Here is a 14,620-nt window from a genome sequence, read left to right as displayed (position 1 = left end):
AGGAAGGCTGCCATGCGATCCATGACCGCGCACCCGGCCCGCCCGCGCCCGGTGCGTTATCGTGAGTGCCGACTTGTGATCTCGTCGCGGGCGGACGGGCGATGGCTCACCTCGGTTCCACGCGCTACGACTCGGCGGCCAGGCAGCTGGAGCGCACCGCCGCGCGCACCGCTGCCGGCGCGCGCGGTGTCGTCGGCCTGGTCGCGGCCGTCGCCGCGGCGCTCGGGGCCGCCCCGCCCGTCTCCGCGGCCTGGCTGGCGCCCGCCCTGGCGGTGGAGCTCGGCTGGACCGCCCTGTTCCTGTGGCGGATGTGGCGCGGCACGCGGCTGCCCGCCTGGCTCGTGGCCGGCGACGTGGCGATCACCGTGGCGCTCTGCCTGGCGCAGCGTCACCTGGTGGCAGGGGAGGCGCTGGCCGGCGGCGCGAGCTGGGTCGCGGGGCTGGTCACGATGACGATCATCGTGCCCGCCGTCGTCTGGCGGCCCGCGGCGGCCGTGCCCACCGGCCTGGTCGTCGCGGTGGCGTACCTGGCCGGGATGCGGCTCGCCGACCCGGGGCAGGACGTGACCGTCTCGCTCGGCATCCACCTCGTCCAGGTGCTGGCCATCGCGGTGCTGATGACGCTGCTGCGCCGCTCCGCCGCCTCCGCCGACGGCTTCCTGCGGGAGAGCGCCAGGGCCGACGTCGCGCTCATGGTCGAGCGGCTGCGCCGCGAGGACGAGCTGAAGCAGGTCGGCAGCGTGCACGAGACGTCCCTGCACACCCTCACCATGGTCGGGCTGGGAACCTACGACGGGCCCTCGGCCACGCTGCGCGAACAGGCGTCCCACGACCTGTCCGCGCTCGACCGGCTGCGCGACACCCCCGGCAGGGAAGGCGTGCCCATCGCCCTGGACGCGCTGCTCGACGAGGTGGCCGGGCGCGCCACCGGGCTGCGGGTGCGCAGGCGGCTCACCCACGAGACCGTGCCGGGCGAGGTGGCCGAGAGCTTCGCCCGCGCCGTCGCCGAGGCCCTGTCCAACGTGGCGCGCCACGCCGGCGTGCGCGAGGCCGAGCTGACCTCGCGCAGGAGCGGCGGCGAGATCCGCGTGGAGGTCGCCGACCACGGCCGCGGCTTCGACCACGACCGGCTGCCGCCCGACCGGTTCGGCGTGCGCGGCTCCATCCTCGACACCATGCGCGCCCTGCCCAACGGCGGCGCCGACATCACCTCCGGCGGCGACGGCACCCGGGTCACCCTGTGGTGGCGGCCATGACCGGCGACATCGAGCAGGTCGCGCGGCGCTACGCCCGCTACACGGCGATCGGCGCCGTGGTCATCGCCGGCGTCTGGCACGTCGGCTACGACCTGACGGTCACGGTCACCGGCTGGCACGACTTCCGCTGGCCCGTGCTCGCGGCCGTCGCCTGGGTGGTCTACACCGCCGTCGGGGCCGTCGCCGCCGTGGCCCTGTTACGCGGCGCCGAGCCGTCCACCGCGGGGACGGGCCTGCTCGTGGCCGCGACGCTGGCCGTGGACGTCGCGGTCATGCTCGCCTGCCACCCGCGCGACCTGCTCGGCACCATCGACTGGGGGTGGGGCTCGGTCGGCTGGGTCGGCGTCATGCTGCTGTGGAACCGGCCGCGCTGGCGGGCCGAGCTCATCGCGTTCCTGGCGGCGAACGCCGGGCTCATGCTCGCCGCGATGGCCGTCACCGGCACGTTCGACCGCGTCTCGGTCGCCAAGTATCTGGTGGTCGTGGCCGGCAGCATCACCCTGCAGCTCGGCTACAGCGTCGGCTGCCACGCGCTGCGCGCCAGCGCCGAGGACGCGGCGCTGCTGGCGCGGCGGCTCGCCGCCGACGACGCCTGGCGGATGTCCGCCCAGCGCATCCACGCCGACCGGCTGCGCCGATACGCCGCCATCCGCGACGTGGCCGAGGACCTGCTGGAGCGGCTCGCCGACGGCGCCGACCCCGGCGACGCGCGGGTCCGCGAGGAGTGCACGGCCGGCGCCCTGCGGCTGCGCCGCCTCATCACCGAGCGCGAGGACGTGCCCGACGCGCTCGTCACCGCGCTGCGCGAGCGCATCGACGCCGCCGAGCGGCGCAAGGTGCTGGTGACGGTCCCGCCGTTCGGCGGCACGCTGCCCGACCTGGCCGACCGCGTACGCGAGGACCTGCTCAGAGTGCCGCTCCAGGCGCTGGACGGGGCCAGGTCGCGGGCCAGGGTCACCGTGTCCGCCATGTCGACCATGGTGAGCGTGGCCGTCGTGGCCGACAACGACGACCTGCCCGTCAGCCCGGCGCCGGTGCGCGAGGCGAGCGGGGTCGTCATCACCTACCAGCGGCAGGGAGGGGAGGTATGGGTCAACAGCATCTGGCAGGCCCCGTGACGGTCGCCCTGGTCGAGGACCACCAGGTGGTGGTCGACGGCGTCCGGTCCTGGTTCGGGCAGCCGGGCCCGGTGACGCTCGTCGCCCAGGGGCCCACCATCGAGTCGGTCCGCGGCGTCCACGCCGACGTGCTGCTGCTCGATCTCAACCTCAACGGCACCATGATCGTCGACCGGATCGGCGACCTGTGCGAGGGCGGGCAGCGGATCATCGTCTTCTCCGAGCACGAGGAGCCGGAGACGGTCCGCGCCGTGCTGGACGCGGGCGCCTCCGCGTTCATCGGCAAGGGGCGGGCCACCCGCGAGTCGTGCGTCGAGACCATCCTGGAGGTGGCCGCCGACCGGCCCAGCGTCACCCCGCCGATGGCGCAGGCGATCGCCACCGACGAGAGCCCGCACCGGCCCCAGCTCTCCGACCAGGAGCGGCTGGCCCTCCTCTACTGGTTCCAGTCCATGTCCAAGGCGTCCGTGGCGGCCCGGATGGGCATCAAGGAGCGCACCGTGCGCCAGTACATCGACCGGGCCAGGGTCAAGTACGCGGCGGCCGGCCGGCCCGCCCCCACCAAGGAGAAGCTGCTCATCTGCGCCATCCAGGACGGCCTGATCAGCCCGGGGGAGGTGGACGTCTACACCTCGCTGGCCGCCCGTCCCGACCGGTAGGCGATCCGGCCGCCGAGCATGGTCAGCCACGCGTCCACGCCGGACAGCTCGTCGGCCGGCAGCGACCGGACGTCCGCGTCGAGCACCACCACGTCGGCCAGCTTGCCGGGGGCGAGCGAGCCGATCACGTCCTCCATGCGCAGCGCGTACGCCGCGTCGACGGTGTGCGCCCGCAGCGCCTCCTCCAGCGTGACGGCCTGCTCGGCGCCGATCGGCCCGCCCTCGCGGGTCCGCCGCCGCACCGCGTTGGACACCGTCTCCATGGGCCGCAGCGAGGAGACGAACGAGTCGCTCGACAGCACCGGGCGCAGCCCCGCGTCCAGCTCCTCGCGCATCGGCTGCAGCCGGTGGGCCCTCCTGTCGCCGAGCCGGCGCACGAAGTCGGTGCCGCTGTCGTACAGGAAGTTCGGCTGGTTGACCGGGATGACGCCGAGTGAGGCGAACTCGCGCACCTGCGCCGGCGTGGGGTGGCCGCAGTGCTCGATCCGCGGCCTGGCGTCGTCGCCGGACACCGCGACCGCTGCCTTGAGCGCGTCGAGCGTGTAGCCCATCGCCCGGTCGCCCTGGGTGTGCACGCCGACCTGCCAGCCCGCCGACGCGGCCCGTCGCACCAGGTCGACGAGCTCCTCCGGCCGGTGGTAGAGCGTGCCGGTGAAGTCGTCCCCGTACGGCTCGTCGAACATCGCGGTGCCGCCCAGGAGCGTGCCGTCGCAGTAGAACTTCATCGCGCCGAACCGCAGCCGGTCGTCGCCGAACGGGCCCGCCAGGCCGATCGAGGTCAGCTCGTCGAGCATGTGCGACAGCGGCATGACCACCGTGCGCACCGGCAGGGTGCCCGCGTCCCAGGCGGACCGGTAGATCTCCAGCTCGCGGCGCGACACCTGCGGGTCGCACACGGTGGTGACGCCGGCCTTCAGGTACGGTTCGGCGGACATCTCCAGCCAGGAGCGCAGCTGCTCGCGCGGCAGGTCGACGTGGAAGTTCGGGCCGTGGCAGCCGATGTCGACGGCCACGGGCAGCAGCAGCTCCATGGCGGAGTCCAGCACCATCCCGGTCAGCCGGCCGCCCTCGTCCCTGACGAACGCGCCGCCCGCCGGGTCGGCCACGTCCTCGCCGATGCCGCGCCAGGCCAGCGCCGCGGAGTTCACCACGGCCTGGTGCCCGGAGACGTGGTAGACGATCACCGGGTGGTCGGTGGTGGCCTCGTCGAGCTGCCGCCGGGTGGGCCGGCCGCCGGGGAACTTCGCGTCGTCCATGCCGTACGCGCGGATCCACTGGCCGGCCGGGGTCCTGGCCGCCTCGGCGGCGATCCTGGCCACCAGGTCCCGCGCGCTGCCCACTCCCGGATAGCGGGCGTCCACCGCCACCAGCGACTCCGCCGTGGACAGCAGGTGGTTGTGCGGGTCGACGAACCCGGGCAGCACGCTGCGCCCGCCCGCGAGCACGACCTCCGCGCCCGGCCCGGCCGCGGCCAGCACCTCGGGCTCCCGCCCGACGGCCAGGACGCGGCCGTCGCGCACGGCCACGGCCTCCGCGGCGGGGTTCGCCGGGTCCATGGTGATGACCTTGCCGCCGGTGATGACGATGGTGGACACGCGACTCTCCTTACGGGATCAGTGGGTGGCCGGGGCGGCCGGGGCGGGGTCGCGGTAGCGGGGCGCCACGGCCAGGCAGATCGCGCTCAGCGCGCACATGCCGACCAGCATCGCCACGGCCGGCCAGGCCGCGCCGCCTGCCGCGCCCACGAAGGCGGTCGCGACGATCGGGGACAGGCCGCCGAAGATCGCGCCCGCGCCCTGGTAGGCCAGCGAGATGCCGGTGTAGCGCACCTGCGGCGGGAACATCTCGGACAGGATGGCCGCCATCGGCCCGTACGTCCCCGAGGTGGCCAGCCTCATCAGGCCCAGCATCGCGAAGATCAGGAACGCGTTCTGCGAGCCGAGCACCGCGAACTGCGGCACGGCCAGCGCGGCGGTGATCACCAGGAAGAAGACCACGACCTTGCGGCTGCCCAGCCGGTCGCCCACCCAGGCGATGGCCAGCGTGGCCACCAGCTCGACGAACGCGGCGAAGCTCAGACCGCTGAGAATGAGCTGCTCGGACGCGCCGACCGACTCGCCTGTCGCGTACGCCAGCAGGAAGGTGGTGAGGATGTAGTAGCCGCCGATGGCGACCGGCAGCGTGCCGATGCCGAGCAGGACCGACCGCCACGAGAGGCGGAACACTTCCTTGATCGGCGTCGCGGCCTTCTCCACCTTCTGGAAGACGGGCGACTCCTCGACGCGGAGCCGGATGAACAGGCCCACGAACACCAGCACGGCCGAGACGATGAACGGCACCCGCCAGCCCCACGTGTGCAGCACGTCGTCGCCGAGCAGCGTGATGAGGCTGAACGCGCCGGTCGCGAGCAGCGCGCCGGCCGGGTTGCCGAGCTGGGCGAACCCGCCGAAGAACGTCTTGCGGCCCTCCGGCGCGTGCTCGACCGCCATCAGCACGGCCCCGCCCCACTCGCCGCCGACGGCCAGCCCCTGCACGAAGCGGAGCACCACCAGCAGCAGCGGCGCGAGCGCGCCGATGCTCTCGTACGTGGGCAGCACGCCGACCGCGAAGGTGGCGGCGCCCATCATGACCAGCGTCACCACCAGCGCCGACTTGCGGCCCACGCGGTCGCCGAAGTGTCCGAACACGATGCCGCCGAGCGGCCGGGCGAAGAACCCGACGGCGTAGGTGGCGAACGACGCCATCAGGGCGACCGTGGGGCTCGACGCGTTCGGGAAGAAGAGATCCCCGAAGACCAGCGCGGCCGCTGTGGCGTAGATGTAGAAGTCGTACCACTCGATCGTGGTCCCGACGAAGGCGGCGCCGGCCGCTCTGTTGGCGCGTTTCATGGGGTCCTCCGGGGTCATCAGGGGGTGCGATGACGATATGCGCAGGTCACAGCACCGGCCCCCGGGGCAAATCGCACCGTTGGCGATGAATTAGAGTGCGGTATGCACCTTGCAGAGGATGCGTCATGGCCCTGACCGTCGCCCAGGCGATGACGCTGCCCGGGATGAGCATGCGCCTGCTCGCCGGACGGGCGGGGCTGGGCCGGGAGGTCCGCTGGGCGCACGTGTCGGAGCTGGCCGACCCGGTGCCGTGGCTGCGCGGCGGCGAGCTGGTCCTGACCATCGGGCTCGGCCTGCCCGGCGACGCCGAGGGGCGGCGCGCGTACGTCGAACGGCTGTCCGTCGCGGGCTGCGCGGCGCTCGCCTTCGCGCTGGACGAGGCGATGGCGGAGGTGCCACGCGACGTCCGGGACGCGGCCGATTCGTGCGGGCTGCCGGTCCTGGAGATCCTCACCCCGTTCGTCGCCGTGACCGAGGCGGTCGCCCGCTGGCACGCCGACGAGCGGGTGCGCGGCGAGCGGAAGGTCGTCGCCGCCCAGGAGGCGACGGCCAGGGCCGCGCTGACCTCGGGCACGACGGGCATCCTGCGCGCGCTGGCCGAGCACGCCGGCGGCGAGGCGCTGCTGCTCGGCCCGCACGCCGAGCCCGCCGCCGCCAGCCCGGAGGGGGAGCGGCCGTGGCACGCCCGCGCCGTGGAGGCGGCCGGCCGCGCGGCCCCGCGCAGCGCCGGCGTGCTCGACGACGGCATCCAGGCCGTCCAGGTGCAGAGCCTCGGCTTCGCCGGGCCGCCGATCGGCTGGCTGGCCGTGTGCACCGCCTCGCCGCTGGACTGGCACGTGCGGATGCTGGCCAACCAGGCCGCCTGCCTGCTCGCCCTGGAACTCCTCGGCGTGCGGGCCGGCCGGGTCAGGGAGCACGTCCAGCGCGGCCGGCTGCTGTCGGCCGCGCTCGACGGGGTGCTGCCCGCACCCGCGCTCGGCGAGCTGTGCCAGGTCGCGCCGCCCCCGTACGAGGTCGTGCTGGTACGGGAGGAGACCGCCCTTGAGACGGCCGTCGAGGCGCTCGAAGAGGTGGCGGCCGGCTCCCACGCCTTCGTCTGCGCCCGGCCCGAGGGCACGCTGTTCGTGCTGCCCGAGGACGGGCGGCGGCGCGGCGGCGACCTGTGCGGCCTGCTCGGCGCCGCGGGCGGCGGCTGCCGGGCGCACCGCCTGGACGAGCTGCCCGCCGCCGTCCGGCACGCGGCCGGGCTCGCCGCGCTCGGCGGCTACACCCACGTCGACGACCTGGAGCCGTGGGCGCTGCTGCGGGAGGCGATCGTGCCGGACGCCGCCGGCCGCTTCGCCGCCGCGGTGCTCCGCCCGCTGCGCGAGCACGAGGAGCGGCACGGCGGTGACCTGATCGCGTCCGTGCGCGCCTACCTGGAGTCGGGGGAGAACCTGGAGACCGCCGCCCGCCGCCTGGGCGTGCACCGCAACACGCTGCGCCGCCGGCTCGCCGCCGCCGAGCGCGTCTCCGGCCGCCCGCTGTCCGATCCGGACCACCGGCTGCAGATCTGGCTGGCGCTGTCGCTCGCCGACCTGGTCCCGCCGGGCCGGCCATGAAAGTTTCTCGCCGTTGCTAGATCGTCTGCGCATGTCAGAGGGCTGACCTGCTGAGGGCGGGCGCGCCGCCGGTTGCTCGACAAAAAATTTCGGCTCACCATCGAAATGTTTCGACCCCCCGATGGGAGAGGCGCGGATGAGAGCACGTCACCGTATAGCCGGAGCCGCGGTCGCCACCGCCCTCCTGGCCGTCCTCGGCCTGGTCCTCGCCGCCCCGGCCTCGTCGGCCCAGCTGGTGGAGGTCACCGGATTCGGGACCAACCCCACCAACCTGCGGATGCACCTGTACGTGCCCGACGGCGTGGGGTCGCGGCCGCCGGTGCTGCTGGCCGTGCACTACTGCACCGGCTCGGGCCCCGCCCTGCACTCCGGCACCGAGTTCGCCTCGCTGGCCGACCGGCACAAGTTCATCGTCGTCTACCCGTCGGCCACCAGGAGCGGGGCCTGCTTCGACGTCTCCTCGCCGCAGGCGCTGCGGCGCGACGGCGGCAGCGACCCCGTCGGCATCATGTCCATGGTCCGGTACGTCCATCAGCGCCACGGCGGCGACCCGGACCGCACCTTCGTCACCGGCGTCTCCTCCGGCGCGATGATGACCAACGTGCTGCTCGGCGACTATCCCGACGTGTTCAAGGCCGGCGCCGCCTACATGGGCGTCCCGTTCGGCTGCTTCGCCACCACCGACGGGTCGAGCTGGAACAGCCAGTGCGCCAACGGGCAGATCGTCAGGACGCCGCAGCAGTGGGGCGACCTCGTCCGCGCCGCCTACCCCGGCTACGCGGGCCCCCGGCCGCGCATGCAGATCTGGCACGGCACCGAGGACAGCACGCTGCGCTACCCCAACTTCCAGGAGCAGACCAAGCAGTGGACGAACGTCCACGGCCTGGGCCAGACGCCGTCCTCCACCGACACGCCGCAGGCCGGCTACACCCGCACCCGCTACGGCGGCACGGGCGGCACGGCCCCCGTCGAGGCGATCAGCCTCCAGGGCGCCGGCCACGACCTGCCCAGAGGCGGGATGGCCGCCGAGACCATCCGCTTCTTCGGCCTCGACTCCGGCGGCGGCCCCACCTCCACACCCACCATCACGCCCACCGTCTCGGGACCCTGCCAGGTCGGCTACACCATGAACACCTGGAACACCGGCTTCACGACCGCCGTCTCCATCACCAACAGGGGCACCTCGCCCGTCACCGCCTGGTCGCTGGCCTTCACCCTGCCCGCCGGCCAGACGATCACCGGCGCCTGGAACACCACGATCACGCCGTCGAGCGGCCAGGTCACGGCCACCAACGCGCCCTACAACGGCACCATCGCCCCCAACGCCACGGTCACCTTCGGCTTCCAGGCCACCCACACCGGCAACACCGCGAAACCCTCCGCCTTCACCCTGAACGGGGCCGCCTGCGCGGTCCAGTGAGTCCCCGGGACGCCAGGAGGATGACCGCCCGGCGAGGCGGCGCGCGGATCACCACCGGGGGTGACCCGCGCGCCGGCCGGACAGGCGGCAGGCGCGATCTCCGGGAGCCGTCCGGGCCCTCGACCGCCGGTGCAGCGGGCGATCGAGGGCCCGGCGGTGTGCGGCCGCCTCGGCCCGTTATCCCGCCCGGGCCGGCTTGTGGGTCTTCCGTTCGTGGTCGGGCGGCAAGGACCCCGGGAACGCCGGCTGCCCGGGTGTCCCCCGGTCACTCGTCCGGCTCGTGCACCGTGACGACCTGGCTGGACTGCGCCGCTCCGGTTCGGTTGTCGCCTGCCCATCGCACGGTATAGGTGTACTCACCGGCGTCGGGGACGTCCTCGAACGCGTACGACCCGAAACTGTTGATGGACTCCCACCACTCGACGGAATCGCCGTCGGAATTACGGGTGCGCTGGACGGTGATCCAAACCCTGTACGGCGGGGTGGTCCCCTCTGCCTGCAACTCACCGGTGAACACCAGCGTCTTGCCGGCGACCCCGCTCGTCGGCCCCGCCAGCGTCAGCGTGGTGCCATACCTCACGGCGGTGGTGACCGAGGCTTTGCTCCACCGATGCCCCGCGCCGCCCTCCCAGCGCACGGTATAGGTGATCTGCCCCCCGACCGGTGGCGTGTCCGTGATGGTGAAGGTACCGTCCGCCGTGGTCGTCACGGCGGACAGTTCCGCGCTCGTTCCGTCGGGCAGTGTGCGAGTCACGGTGAGCGGTCGCACGCCCGGTGTCGTCCCGTCGGCGAATGCCAGCTGTCCTGTCAGGTCGAGGGGTTCGCGCGCCGTCCCGCCGGGCGCGGCCGCCAATGTCAGCGTGGACGAAGGCAGCGTCACATCGTGGAGCCGCCACAGGCTCAGCTGGTTCGTGGGCGACTTCACCACACTGAAGACGTCCCGGCCCGAGAACGCGACACTGCCGCTGAGCACCTCGCCCTCAGGGATGTTCTCGGTGTGGACCTTCGCCCCTGAGGCGGTGTCGTACAGCGTCATCGCCGTGCCCCAGTCCCGTGCGCCCGCGATGTAGGCCCCGTCAGAGCTGATGCCGACGGCTGTCGGGAAGCCGTCGAACGCGGGCCCTTCGTAGCCGCGTACCTTCGTCAATGTGGTGGCATCCCACATGTCGAACGAGTACGGGACCGCGAAGGCGGAGATCACGTGCGAGCCGTCCGGAGTGACGGCCACATCCGCCAGCCTGGAGTTGCCGTGGGTGTGCCCGTCGATCTCGCCGAGCAGGAGGGGAACGGCGCCGCTCAGGTCGTAGACGAAAAGGTCGGCCGGACTGCCCACGCCCTCGCCGACAACCAACGTGTTCCCCGCCGCCGCGATGAGCGGGCTCACCGGGAGAGGATTTCCGAACGGCGACGGCTCCGGCTCTGCCACCGACATGTCGAGACCGAGGACACCGTTGTCACCGCTGCAGCCACCGTAGCCGACCCACAGCCGCTCACCGGTGAGTGCCAGGCTCGACGGGCACGGGTAATCGGCGAGGTCGATGCGTCGAGTGATCTCCCGGGTCGCGGTGTCGATCTCGGCTACCTCGTTCGAGCCCGGCAGCGCCGCGTACAGGTGGGTGCCGTCAGCCGTCATAGCCAGGCCGAACACGCCGGGGAGGCCGGTGACAACGCCCTCGATCTCGCCAGTGGTGTCCGCGATGACGATGCGATCGTCGGCGGAGACAGCGACTCTGTCGCCTCCGACCACCAGGTCGCCATAGTTACTGCTTACGCCGAGGTCGGTTATGGAGTCCTCGGCGGTGGCCGGGGGTGCCAGAGCGACGAGGAGGCCGCAGGTCATGGCCAGCAGGCCGCTGAAGACGGATGGGGCGAGTCCGCGACGGTTCGCGGGTAAGAAGCGCATGTGGATCTCCGCTCGTGACAGAAGAGGGAAAACGCAACGCCTTGATCAACCCAGAGGGCACGTCTCCAGTCAAGATCGATTTCTGGGCCCGGCCCCTGGCGTCCTCGTCTCTACGGTGGGGCCATGGACCCGCTTCTCCGCGCCATCTCCGTCACCACCATGACTCGACGTCAACGGCGGTAACGCTAGCGGACCCCCGCCGGGCCAGGAGGGTCGTCAGTCCGCCTGGAAGTGCCAGATGACCATCGAGGACAGGCCGGCGCTCGCCGCCCTGGCCGCCTCCGGGGCCAGGTCGGTCAGCACCCACGGCCACACGTCCCACGGGCCGAGCGCCTCGGCGGGGGCGGGCGGCGGGCCGTCGTCCGGCTCCGGCGTCAGCTCCTCGCAGCGGCGCGGGCGCAGGCCGGCGGCCAGGGCGGCGCGCAGGTAGTCGCCGATGCCGTGCCGGTAGGTGGTCACGCGGCCGGGGCTGCCGTCCGGCAGGCGCACGGGCGGGACCACGCCGCGCGCCACGCTGTCCGGATGGATGTCGGAGAGCACCACGTGCCCGCCCGGCCGCAGCACCCGGGCGAACTCGGCCAGCACCGGCCCGAGTGCGGGCACGTGCGTCAGCGCGAGCGAGCAGGTGACCAGGTCGACGGCGTCGTCGGCGACCGGCAGCCGGTCCAGGTCGCCGGGCAGGAACTCGCGGCCGGGCGCCTTCTTCCGTGCCAGCGCCAGCATCTCCGGCGAACTGTCCACGCCCCGCACGCGGTGGCCGTGCCCGGCGAGCAGGGCCGTGAGCCTGCCGGTGCCGCACGCCGCGTCCAGGGCCTCGCCCGCCGGGATCGCGCCGAGGATCTCGTGGAGGATCGGCTCGTCGAGGTCGAAGGCCGCGTTGGGGCCGTCGTAGGTGGCCGACCAGATGCGGTAGCCCGCGACGGGGTCCACGCGGGCGACGTCCACGGCGGCGTCGGCCAACCGCGGGTCATCCAGAAATTTCCGGATCTCGGCGATGCGCGCCTCGGTGAACTCGCGCCCGTGCGCGCCGGTGAAGGCCCGCAGCAGCGCCATGCCCTCGATGCCGAGCAGGTATCCCAGGGGACTTTCGTGAATCATCGCCCGCCACGCTAAGCCCCAGCCTCCGGAGACCGCCACGGATTATCCTTTCCGGGCCACTTGCCGGTGATTGGCCGGATACTCCCGGCGGCCCCGTCCCTACGCTGGGGCCATGGACCCGCGACTCGACGACGATCTCGTACAGCTGCCCGACCTGCTCAAGGAAACCCAGGAGCACGCCGTACGCCTCCTGGAAGGGCTGGCGGAGCGGCCGGTGGCGCCGCCGCCAGGGCGGCGCGAGCCGGTGGCGCTGCCGGAGCGCGGCGAGGGGGCGCGCGGTGCGCTGGAGGCGTTCGCGCGGCGCTGGGAGCCCGGCTTCTCGGCCAGCGCGGGCCCCCGCTACCTGGGGTTCGTCACCGGCGGCAGCACCCCCGCCGCGCTCGCGGGCGACTGGCTGACCGGTGCGCTGGACCAGAACGTGGTGGGCGACCTCGACTCGGCCGCCGCGGGCCTGGAGCGTGAGACGGTCTCGTGGCTGCGCGAGCTGCTCGGCCTGCCGGTCGCGTACGAGGGCGCGTTCGTCAGCGGCGCCACCATGTCCAACGTCACCGGACTGGCCGTCGCCCGCGAGTGGATCGGCGAGCGGCGCGGCGTCTCGGTCGCGGAGCAGGGGCTCGCCGAGCTCGGCCCGGTGCGGGTGCTGTCCGGCAGCCCGCACTCCAGCATCGGCAAGGCGCTGTCCGTGCTCGGCCTCGGCCGCTCGGCGCTGCGGCGGGTCGAGTCGCTGCCCGGCAGGGAGGCGGTCGACGTGGACCGGCTCGCCGAGGCGCTGCGCGAGCTGGACGGGGAGCCGGCGATCGTGGTGGCGAACGCCGGCACGGTCAACACCGTCGACTACGACGACCTGCGGGCCATCGCCGCGCTGCGCGAGCGGCACCCGTTCTGGCTGCACGTGGACGCCGCCTTCGGCGCCTTCGCCGCCCTCTCACCCGAGCACGCCCACCTGGTCGACGGGCTCGGCGAGGCCGACTCGATCTGCGTCGACCTGCACAAATGGCTGAACGTCCCGTACGACAGCGCCGTCCAGCTCACCCGCCGCCGCGACCTCCAGGCGCGGGTCTTCCAGAACTCCGCCGCCTACCTCGGCGCTGTCGGCGACGACCCCGACTTCGTCCACCTGACCCCGGAGAACTCGCGGCGGCTGCGGGCGCTGGCGGCCTGGTTCACGCTCGCCGCCTACGGGCGCGAGGGCCACGCGGAGATCGTCCGGCGTGACGTCGCGCTCGCCGCCCGGCTCGGCGAGCGGCTGGCCGCCATGCCCGCCTACCGGCTGCTCGCCCCGGTACGGCTCAACGTCGTCTGCTTCACCGTCGCCGCGGACCCGTCCCGCGCCGACGAGGTGGCGCGGGCGGTCGCCGCGTCCGGCGAGGCGTTCGTCACCCCCACCGTGTACGCGGGCGTGCCCGCCCTGCGCGCCGCCTTCTCCAACTGGCGTACGACCGAGGCCGACGTCGAACGGGTGGCCGAGGCGCTGGCACGGGTGGCCGGCTAACCCCACACCAGCCGGGCCGTCCGCGCGACCAGCTCCAGCTTGCGCCGCTGGTCGTCGACGGTGAGCAGGTTGCCCCTGGAGGTGGAGGCGAACCCGCACTGCGGGCTGATCGCCAGATCCTCCGGCGGCACGAACGCGGCGGCCTCGTCGATGCGGCGGCGCAGCTCGTCGGGTGACTCCAGGACCGGCACCTTGGACGAGACGAGCCCGAGCACGACCGTGGTCCCCTGGGGCACGAACCGCAGCGGCTCGAAGCCGCCGGCCCGCTCGGTGTCGTACTCCAGCAGGAACCGGTCCACCGGGACCTCGCCGAACAGTCGTTCGGCGACCGGCTCGTAGCCGCCGCTGGACATCCAGGCGCTGCGGTTGTTGCCGCGGCAGATGTGCATGCCGACCGTGACGTCCGGGTTGATCGCCTTGGTGGCGCGGACCACCTCGGCGTCCACCGCGATCGTGGCGTCCAGCAGCACCTCCGGGGGAGGGGCGGCGGCTCCGAACATCCGCATGCGGAACCCGGGGTCGATCACGAAGTTGTAGCCCAGCGAGTCGAGCTGGATCCACCGCACGCCGAGCCCGATGAGCTTCCTGATCTCCTCGATCCGCAACGCGACCAGGTCGCGCATCATCGCGCCGGGGTCGGGGTACGCGTCCGCGCTGATCTCCGGCCGCCACAGCAGGTTCCCCATGGACGAGCTCATCATAGTGATCTTGAAGGGGCCGGGCGCGTGCCGCCCCAGGAAGTCGGCCTCGGCGGCGGTGAGGTGCTTCTTCTGGGTGAGCCGGGCGTTCGCGGCCACCATGTCGAAGGAGGTCTCGTCGGGCGGCACCGGCTGACCGTCGCCCCTGAACCAGGCCGAGTTCGTCACCTCGGCCGGCACCACTCCGCCGAGCGACTCCAGCAGGCCGGCCATCCAGGTCGCCCGCCGCATCTCGCCGTCGGTGAAGACCTCGATCCCGGCCTCGCGCTGCAGGTCGATCGCGGCCAGCGCCGCGTCCTCCGTCAGCTTCGCGAGGGTCTCCTCGCTCAGCTCGCCGCGCCGGTGCGCCTCACGGGCCCGCAGCAGCTCGGGCGGCCGCAGAAGGCTTCCGACGTGCTCGGCGTGATGGGTGGTGGGCATGCGTTCCTCCCGGTCCGTCAGGTGGAGCGTCCGCCACCACTTTCCGCCCGCAGCCCCGGATCGTCCA

General features: G+C 73.3%; 11 protein-coding genes. 6 read left to right on the top strand and 5 right to left on the bottom strand.

Features of this window, described 5'->3' with window-relative positions:
* Positions 1 to 101: 101 nt before the first annotated feature.
* Genes FR742_RS44700 through FR742_RS25310 form a run of 3 tightly spaced genes read left to right on the top strand, consistent with a single transcriptional unit; the run spans position 102 to position 3,033 of the window.
* Positions 102 to 1,256 carry a sensor histidine kinase gene (locus tag FR742_RS44700; RefSeq protein ID WP_187281296.1) on the top strand — a complete coding sequence of 385 codons (1,155 nt, stop codon included), beginning with the start codon at positions 102 to 104 and terminating at the stop codon, positions 1,254 to 1,256.
* Positions 1,253 to 2,374, top strand: a complete 1,122-nt coding sequence (locus FR742_RS25315) for a hypothetical protein (RefSeq protein ID WP_148033244.1) — start codon at positions 1,253 to 1,255, stop codon at positions 2,372 to 2,374. Before FR742_RS44700 ends, FR742_RS25315 begins: the two co-directional genes overlap by 4 nt.
* The gene (locus tag FR742_RS25310; RefSeq protein ID WP_148033243.1) at positions 2,344 to 3,033 is read left to right on the top strand and encodes a response regulator; all 690 of its coding nucleotides are present in this window, start codon (positions 2,344 to 2,346) and stop codon (positions 3,031 to 3,033) included. The genes FR742_RS25315 and FR742_RS25310 overlap by 31 nt, the downstream gene beginning before the upstream one ends.
* On the opposite strand, the gene FR742_RS25305 is transcribed toward FR742_RS25310, so the two are convergent.
* Both FR742_RS25305 and FR742_RS25300 read right to left on the bottom strand, forming a co-directional pair.
* Positions 3,000 to 4,628 carry an amidohydrolase gene (locus tag FR742_RS25305; protein WP_148033242.1) on the bottom strand — a complete coding sequence of 543 codons (1,629 nt, stop codon included), beginning with the start codon at positions 4,626 to 4,628 and terminating at the stop codon, positions 3,000 to 3,002. The two genes, FR742_RS25310 and FR742_RS25305, sit on opposite strands and share 34 nt — an antisense overlap.
* A gap of 18 nt (positions 4,629 to 4,646) precedes the next feature.
* Positions 4,647 to 5,921 (bottom strand): MFS transporter, encoded by a 1,275-nt coding sequence (locus tag FR742_RS25300; protein ID WP_261808734.1) that lies wholly within the window; start codon positions 5,919 to 5,921, stop codon positions 4,647 to 4,649.
* Positions 5,922 to 6,046: 125 nt separating this feature from the next.
* On the opposite strand from FR742_RS25300, the gene FR742_RS25295 reads away from it, so the two are divergent.
* Positions 6,047 to 7,522: a PucR family transcriptional regulator gene (locus FR742_RS25295; RefSeq protein WP_148033240.1), complete on the top strand. Its 1,476-nt coding sequence runs from the start codon at positions 6,047 to 6,049 to the stop codon at positions 7,520 to 7,522.
* 136 nt (positions 7,523 to 7,658) lie between these two features.
* Entirely contained in the window at positions 7,659 to 8,942 is a 1,284-nt protein-coding gene (locus FR742_RS25290; protein ID WP_148033239.1) for a PHB depolymerase family esterase, read from the top strand.
* Between the two features lie 265 nt (positions 8,943 to 9,207).
* On the opposite strand, the gene FR742_RS25285 is transcribed toward FR742_RS25290, so the two are convergent.
* The gene (locus FR742_RS25285; protein WP_148033238.1) at positions 9,208 to 10,845 is read right to left on the bottom strand and encodes a WD40 repeat domain-containing protein; all 1,638 of its coding nucleotides are present in this window, start codon (positions 10,843 to 10,845) and stop codon (positions 9,208 to 9,210) included.
* Positions 10,846 to 11,061: 216 nt separating this feature from the next.
* A complete protein-coding gene (locus FR742_RS25280; protein WP_148033237.1) occupies positions 11,062 to 11,943 on the bottom strand; it encodes a class I SAM-dependent methyltransferase in 882 nt (293 codons plus the stop codon).
* 112 nt (positions 11,944 to 12,055) lie between these two features.
* On the opposite strand from FR742_RS25280, the gene FR742_RS25275 reads away from it, so the two are divergent.
* A complete protein-coding gene (locus FR742_RS25275; RefSeq protein WP_148033236.1) occupies positions 12,056 to 13,435 on the top strand; it encodes a pyridoxal-dependent decarboxylase in 1,380 nt (459 codons plus the stop codon).
* On the opposite strand, the gene FR742_RS25270 is transcribed toward FR742_RS25275, so the two are convergent.
* Positions 13,432 to 14,553, bottom strand: a complete 1,122-nt coding sequence (locus FR742_RS25270; protein ID WP_148033235.1) for a cobalamin-independent methionine synthase II family protein — start codon at positions 14,551 to 14,553, stop codon at positions 13,432 to 13,434. The genes FR742_RS25275 and FR742_RS25270 overlap by 4 nt on opposite strands.
* Positions 14,554 to 14,620: the final 67 nt, after the last annotated feature.

The sequence above is a fragment of the Nonomuraea sp. C10 genome (assembly GCF_008017515.1).
Classification (GTDB): Bacteria; Actinomycetota; Actinomycetes; order Streptosporangiales; family Streptosporangiaceae; genus Nonomuraea; species Nonomuraea ferruginea.
This window is presented reverse-complemented; position numbering and strand designations above follow the sequence as displayed.

Bases quoted from the DNA above. Each gene is read 5' to 3' on its own strand.
- FR742_RS25315 (WP_148033244.1), top strand. From the start codon at position 1,253: ATGACCGGCGACATCGAGCAGGTCGCGCGGCGCTACGCCCGCTACACG.
- FR742_RS25285 (WP_148033238.1), bottom strand. From the start codon at position 10,845: ATGCGCTTCTTACCCGCGAACCGTCGCGGACTCGCCCCATCCGTCTTC.
- FR742_RS25280 (WP_148033237.1), bottom strand. From the start codon at position 11,943: ATGATTCACGAAAGTCCCCTGGGATACCTGCTCGGCATCGAGGGCATG.
- FR742_RS25275 (WP_148033236.1), top strand. From the start codon at position 12,056: ATGGACCCGCGACTCGACGACGATCTCGTACAGCTGCCCGACCTGCTC.
- FR742_RS25270 (WP_148033235.1), bottom strand. From the start codon at position 14,553: ATGCCCACCACCCATCACGCCGAGCACGTCGGAAGCCTTCTGCGGCCG.
- FR742_RS25300 (WP_261808734.1), bottom strand. From the start codon at position 5,921: ATGAAACGCGCCAACAGAGCGGCCGGCGCCGCCTTCGTCGGGACCACG.
- FR742_RS25290 (WP_148033239.1), top strand. From the start codon at position 7,659: ATGAGAGCACGTCACCGTATAGCCGGAGCCGCGGTCGCCACCGCCCTC.
- FR742_RS25295 (WP_148033240.1), top strand. From the start codon at position 6,047: ATGGCCCTGACCGTCGCCCAGGCGATGACGCTGCCCGGGATGAGCATG.
- FR742_RS44700 (WP_187281296.1), top strand. From the start codon at position 102: ATGGCTCACCTCGGTTCCACGCGCTACGACTCGGCGGCCAGGCAGCTG.
- FR742_RS25310 (WP_148033243.1), top strand. From the start codon at position 2,344: ATGGGTCAACAGCATCTGGCAGGCCCCGTGACGGTCGCCCTGGTCGAG.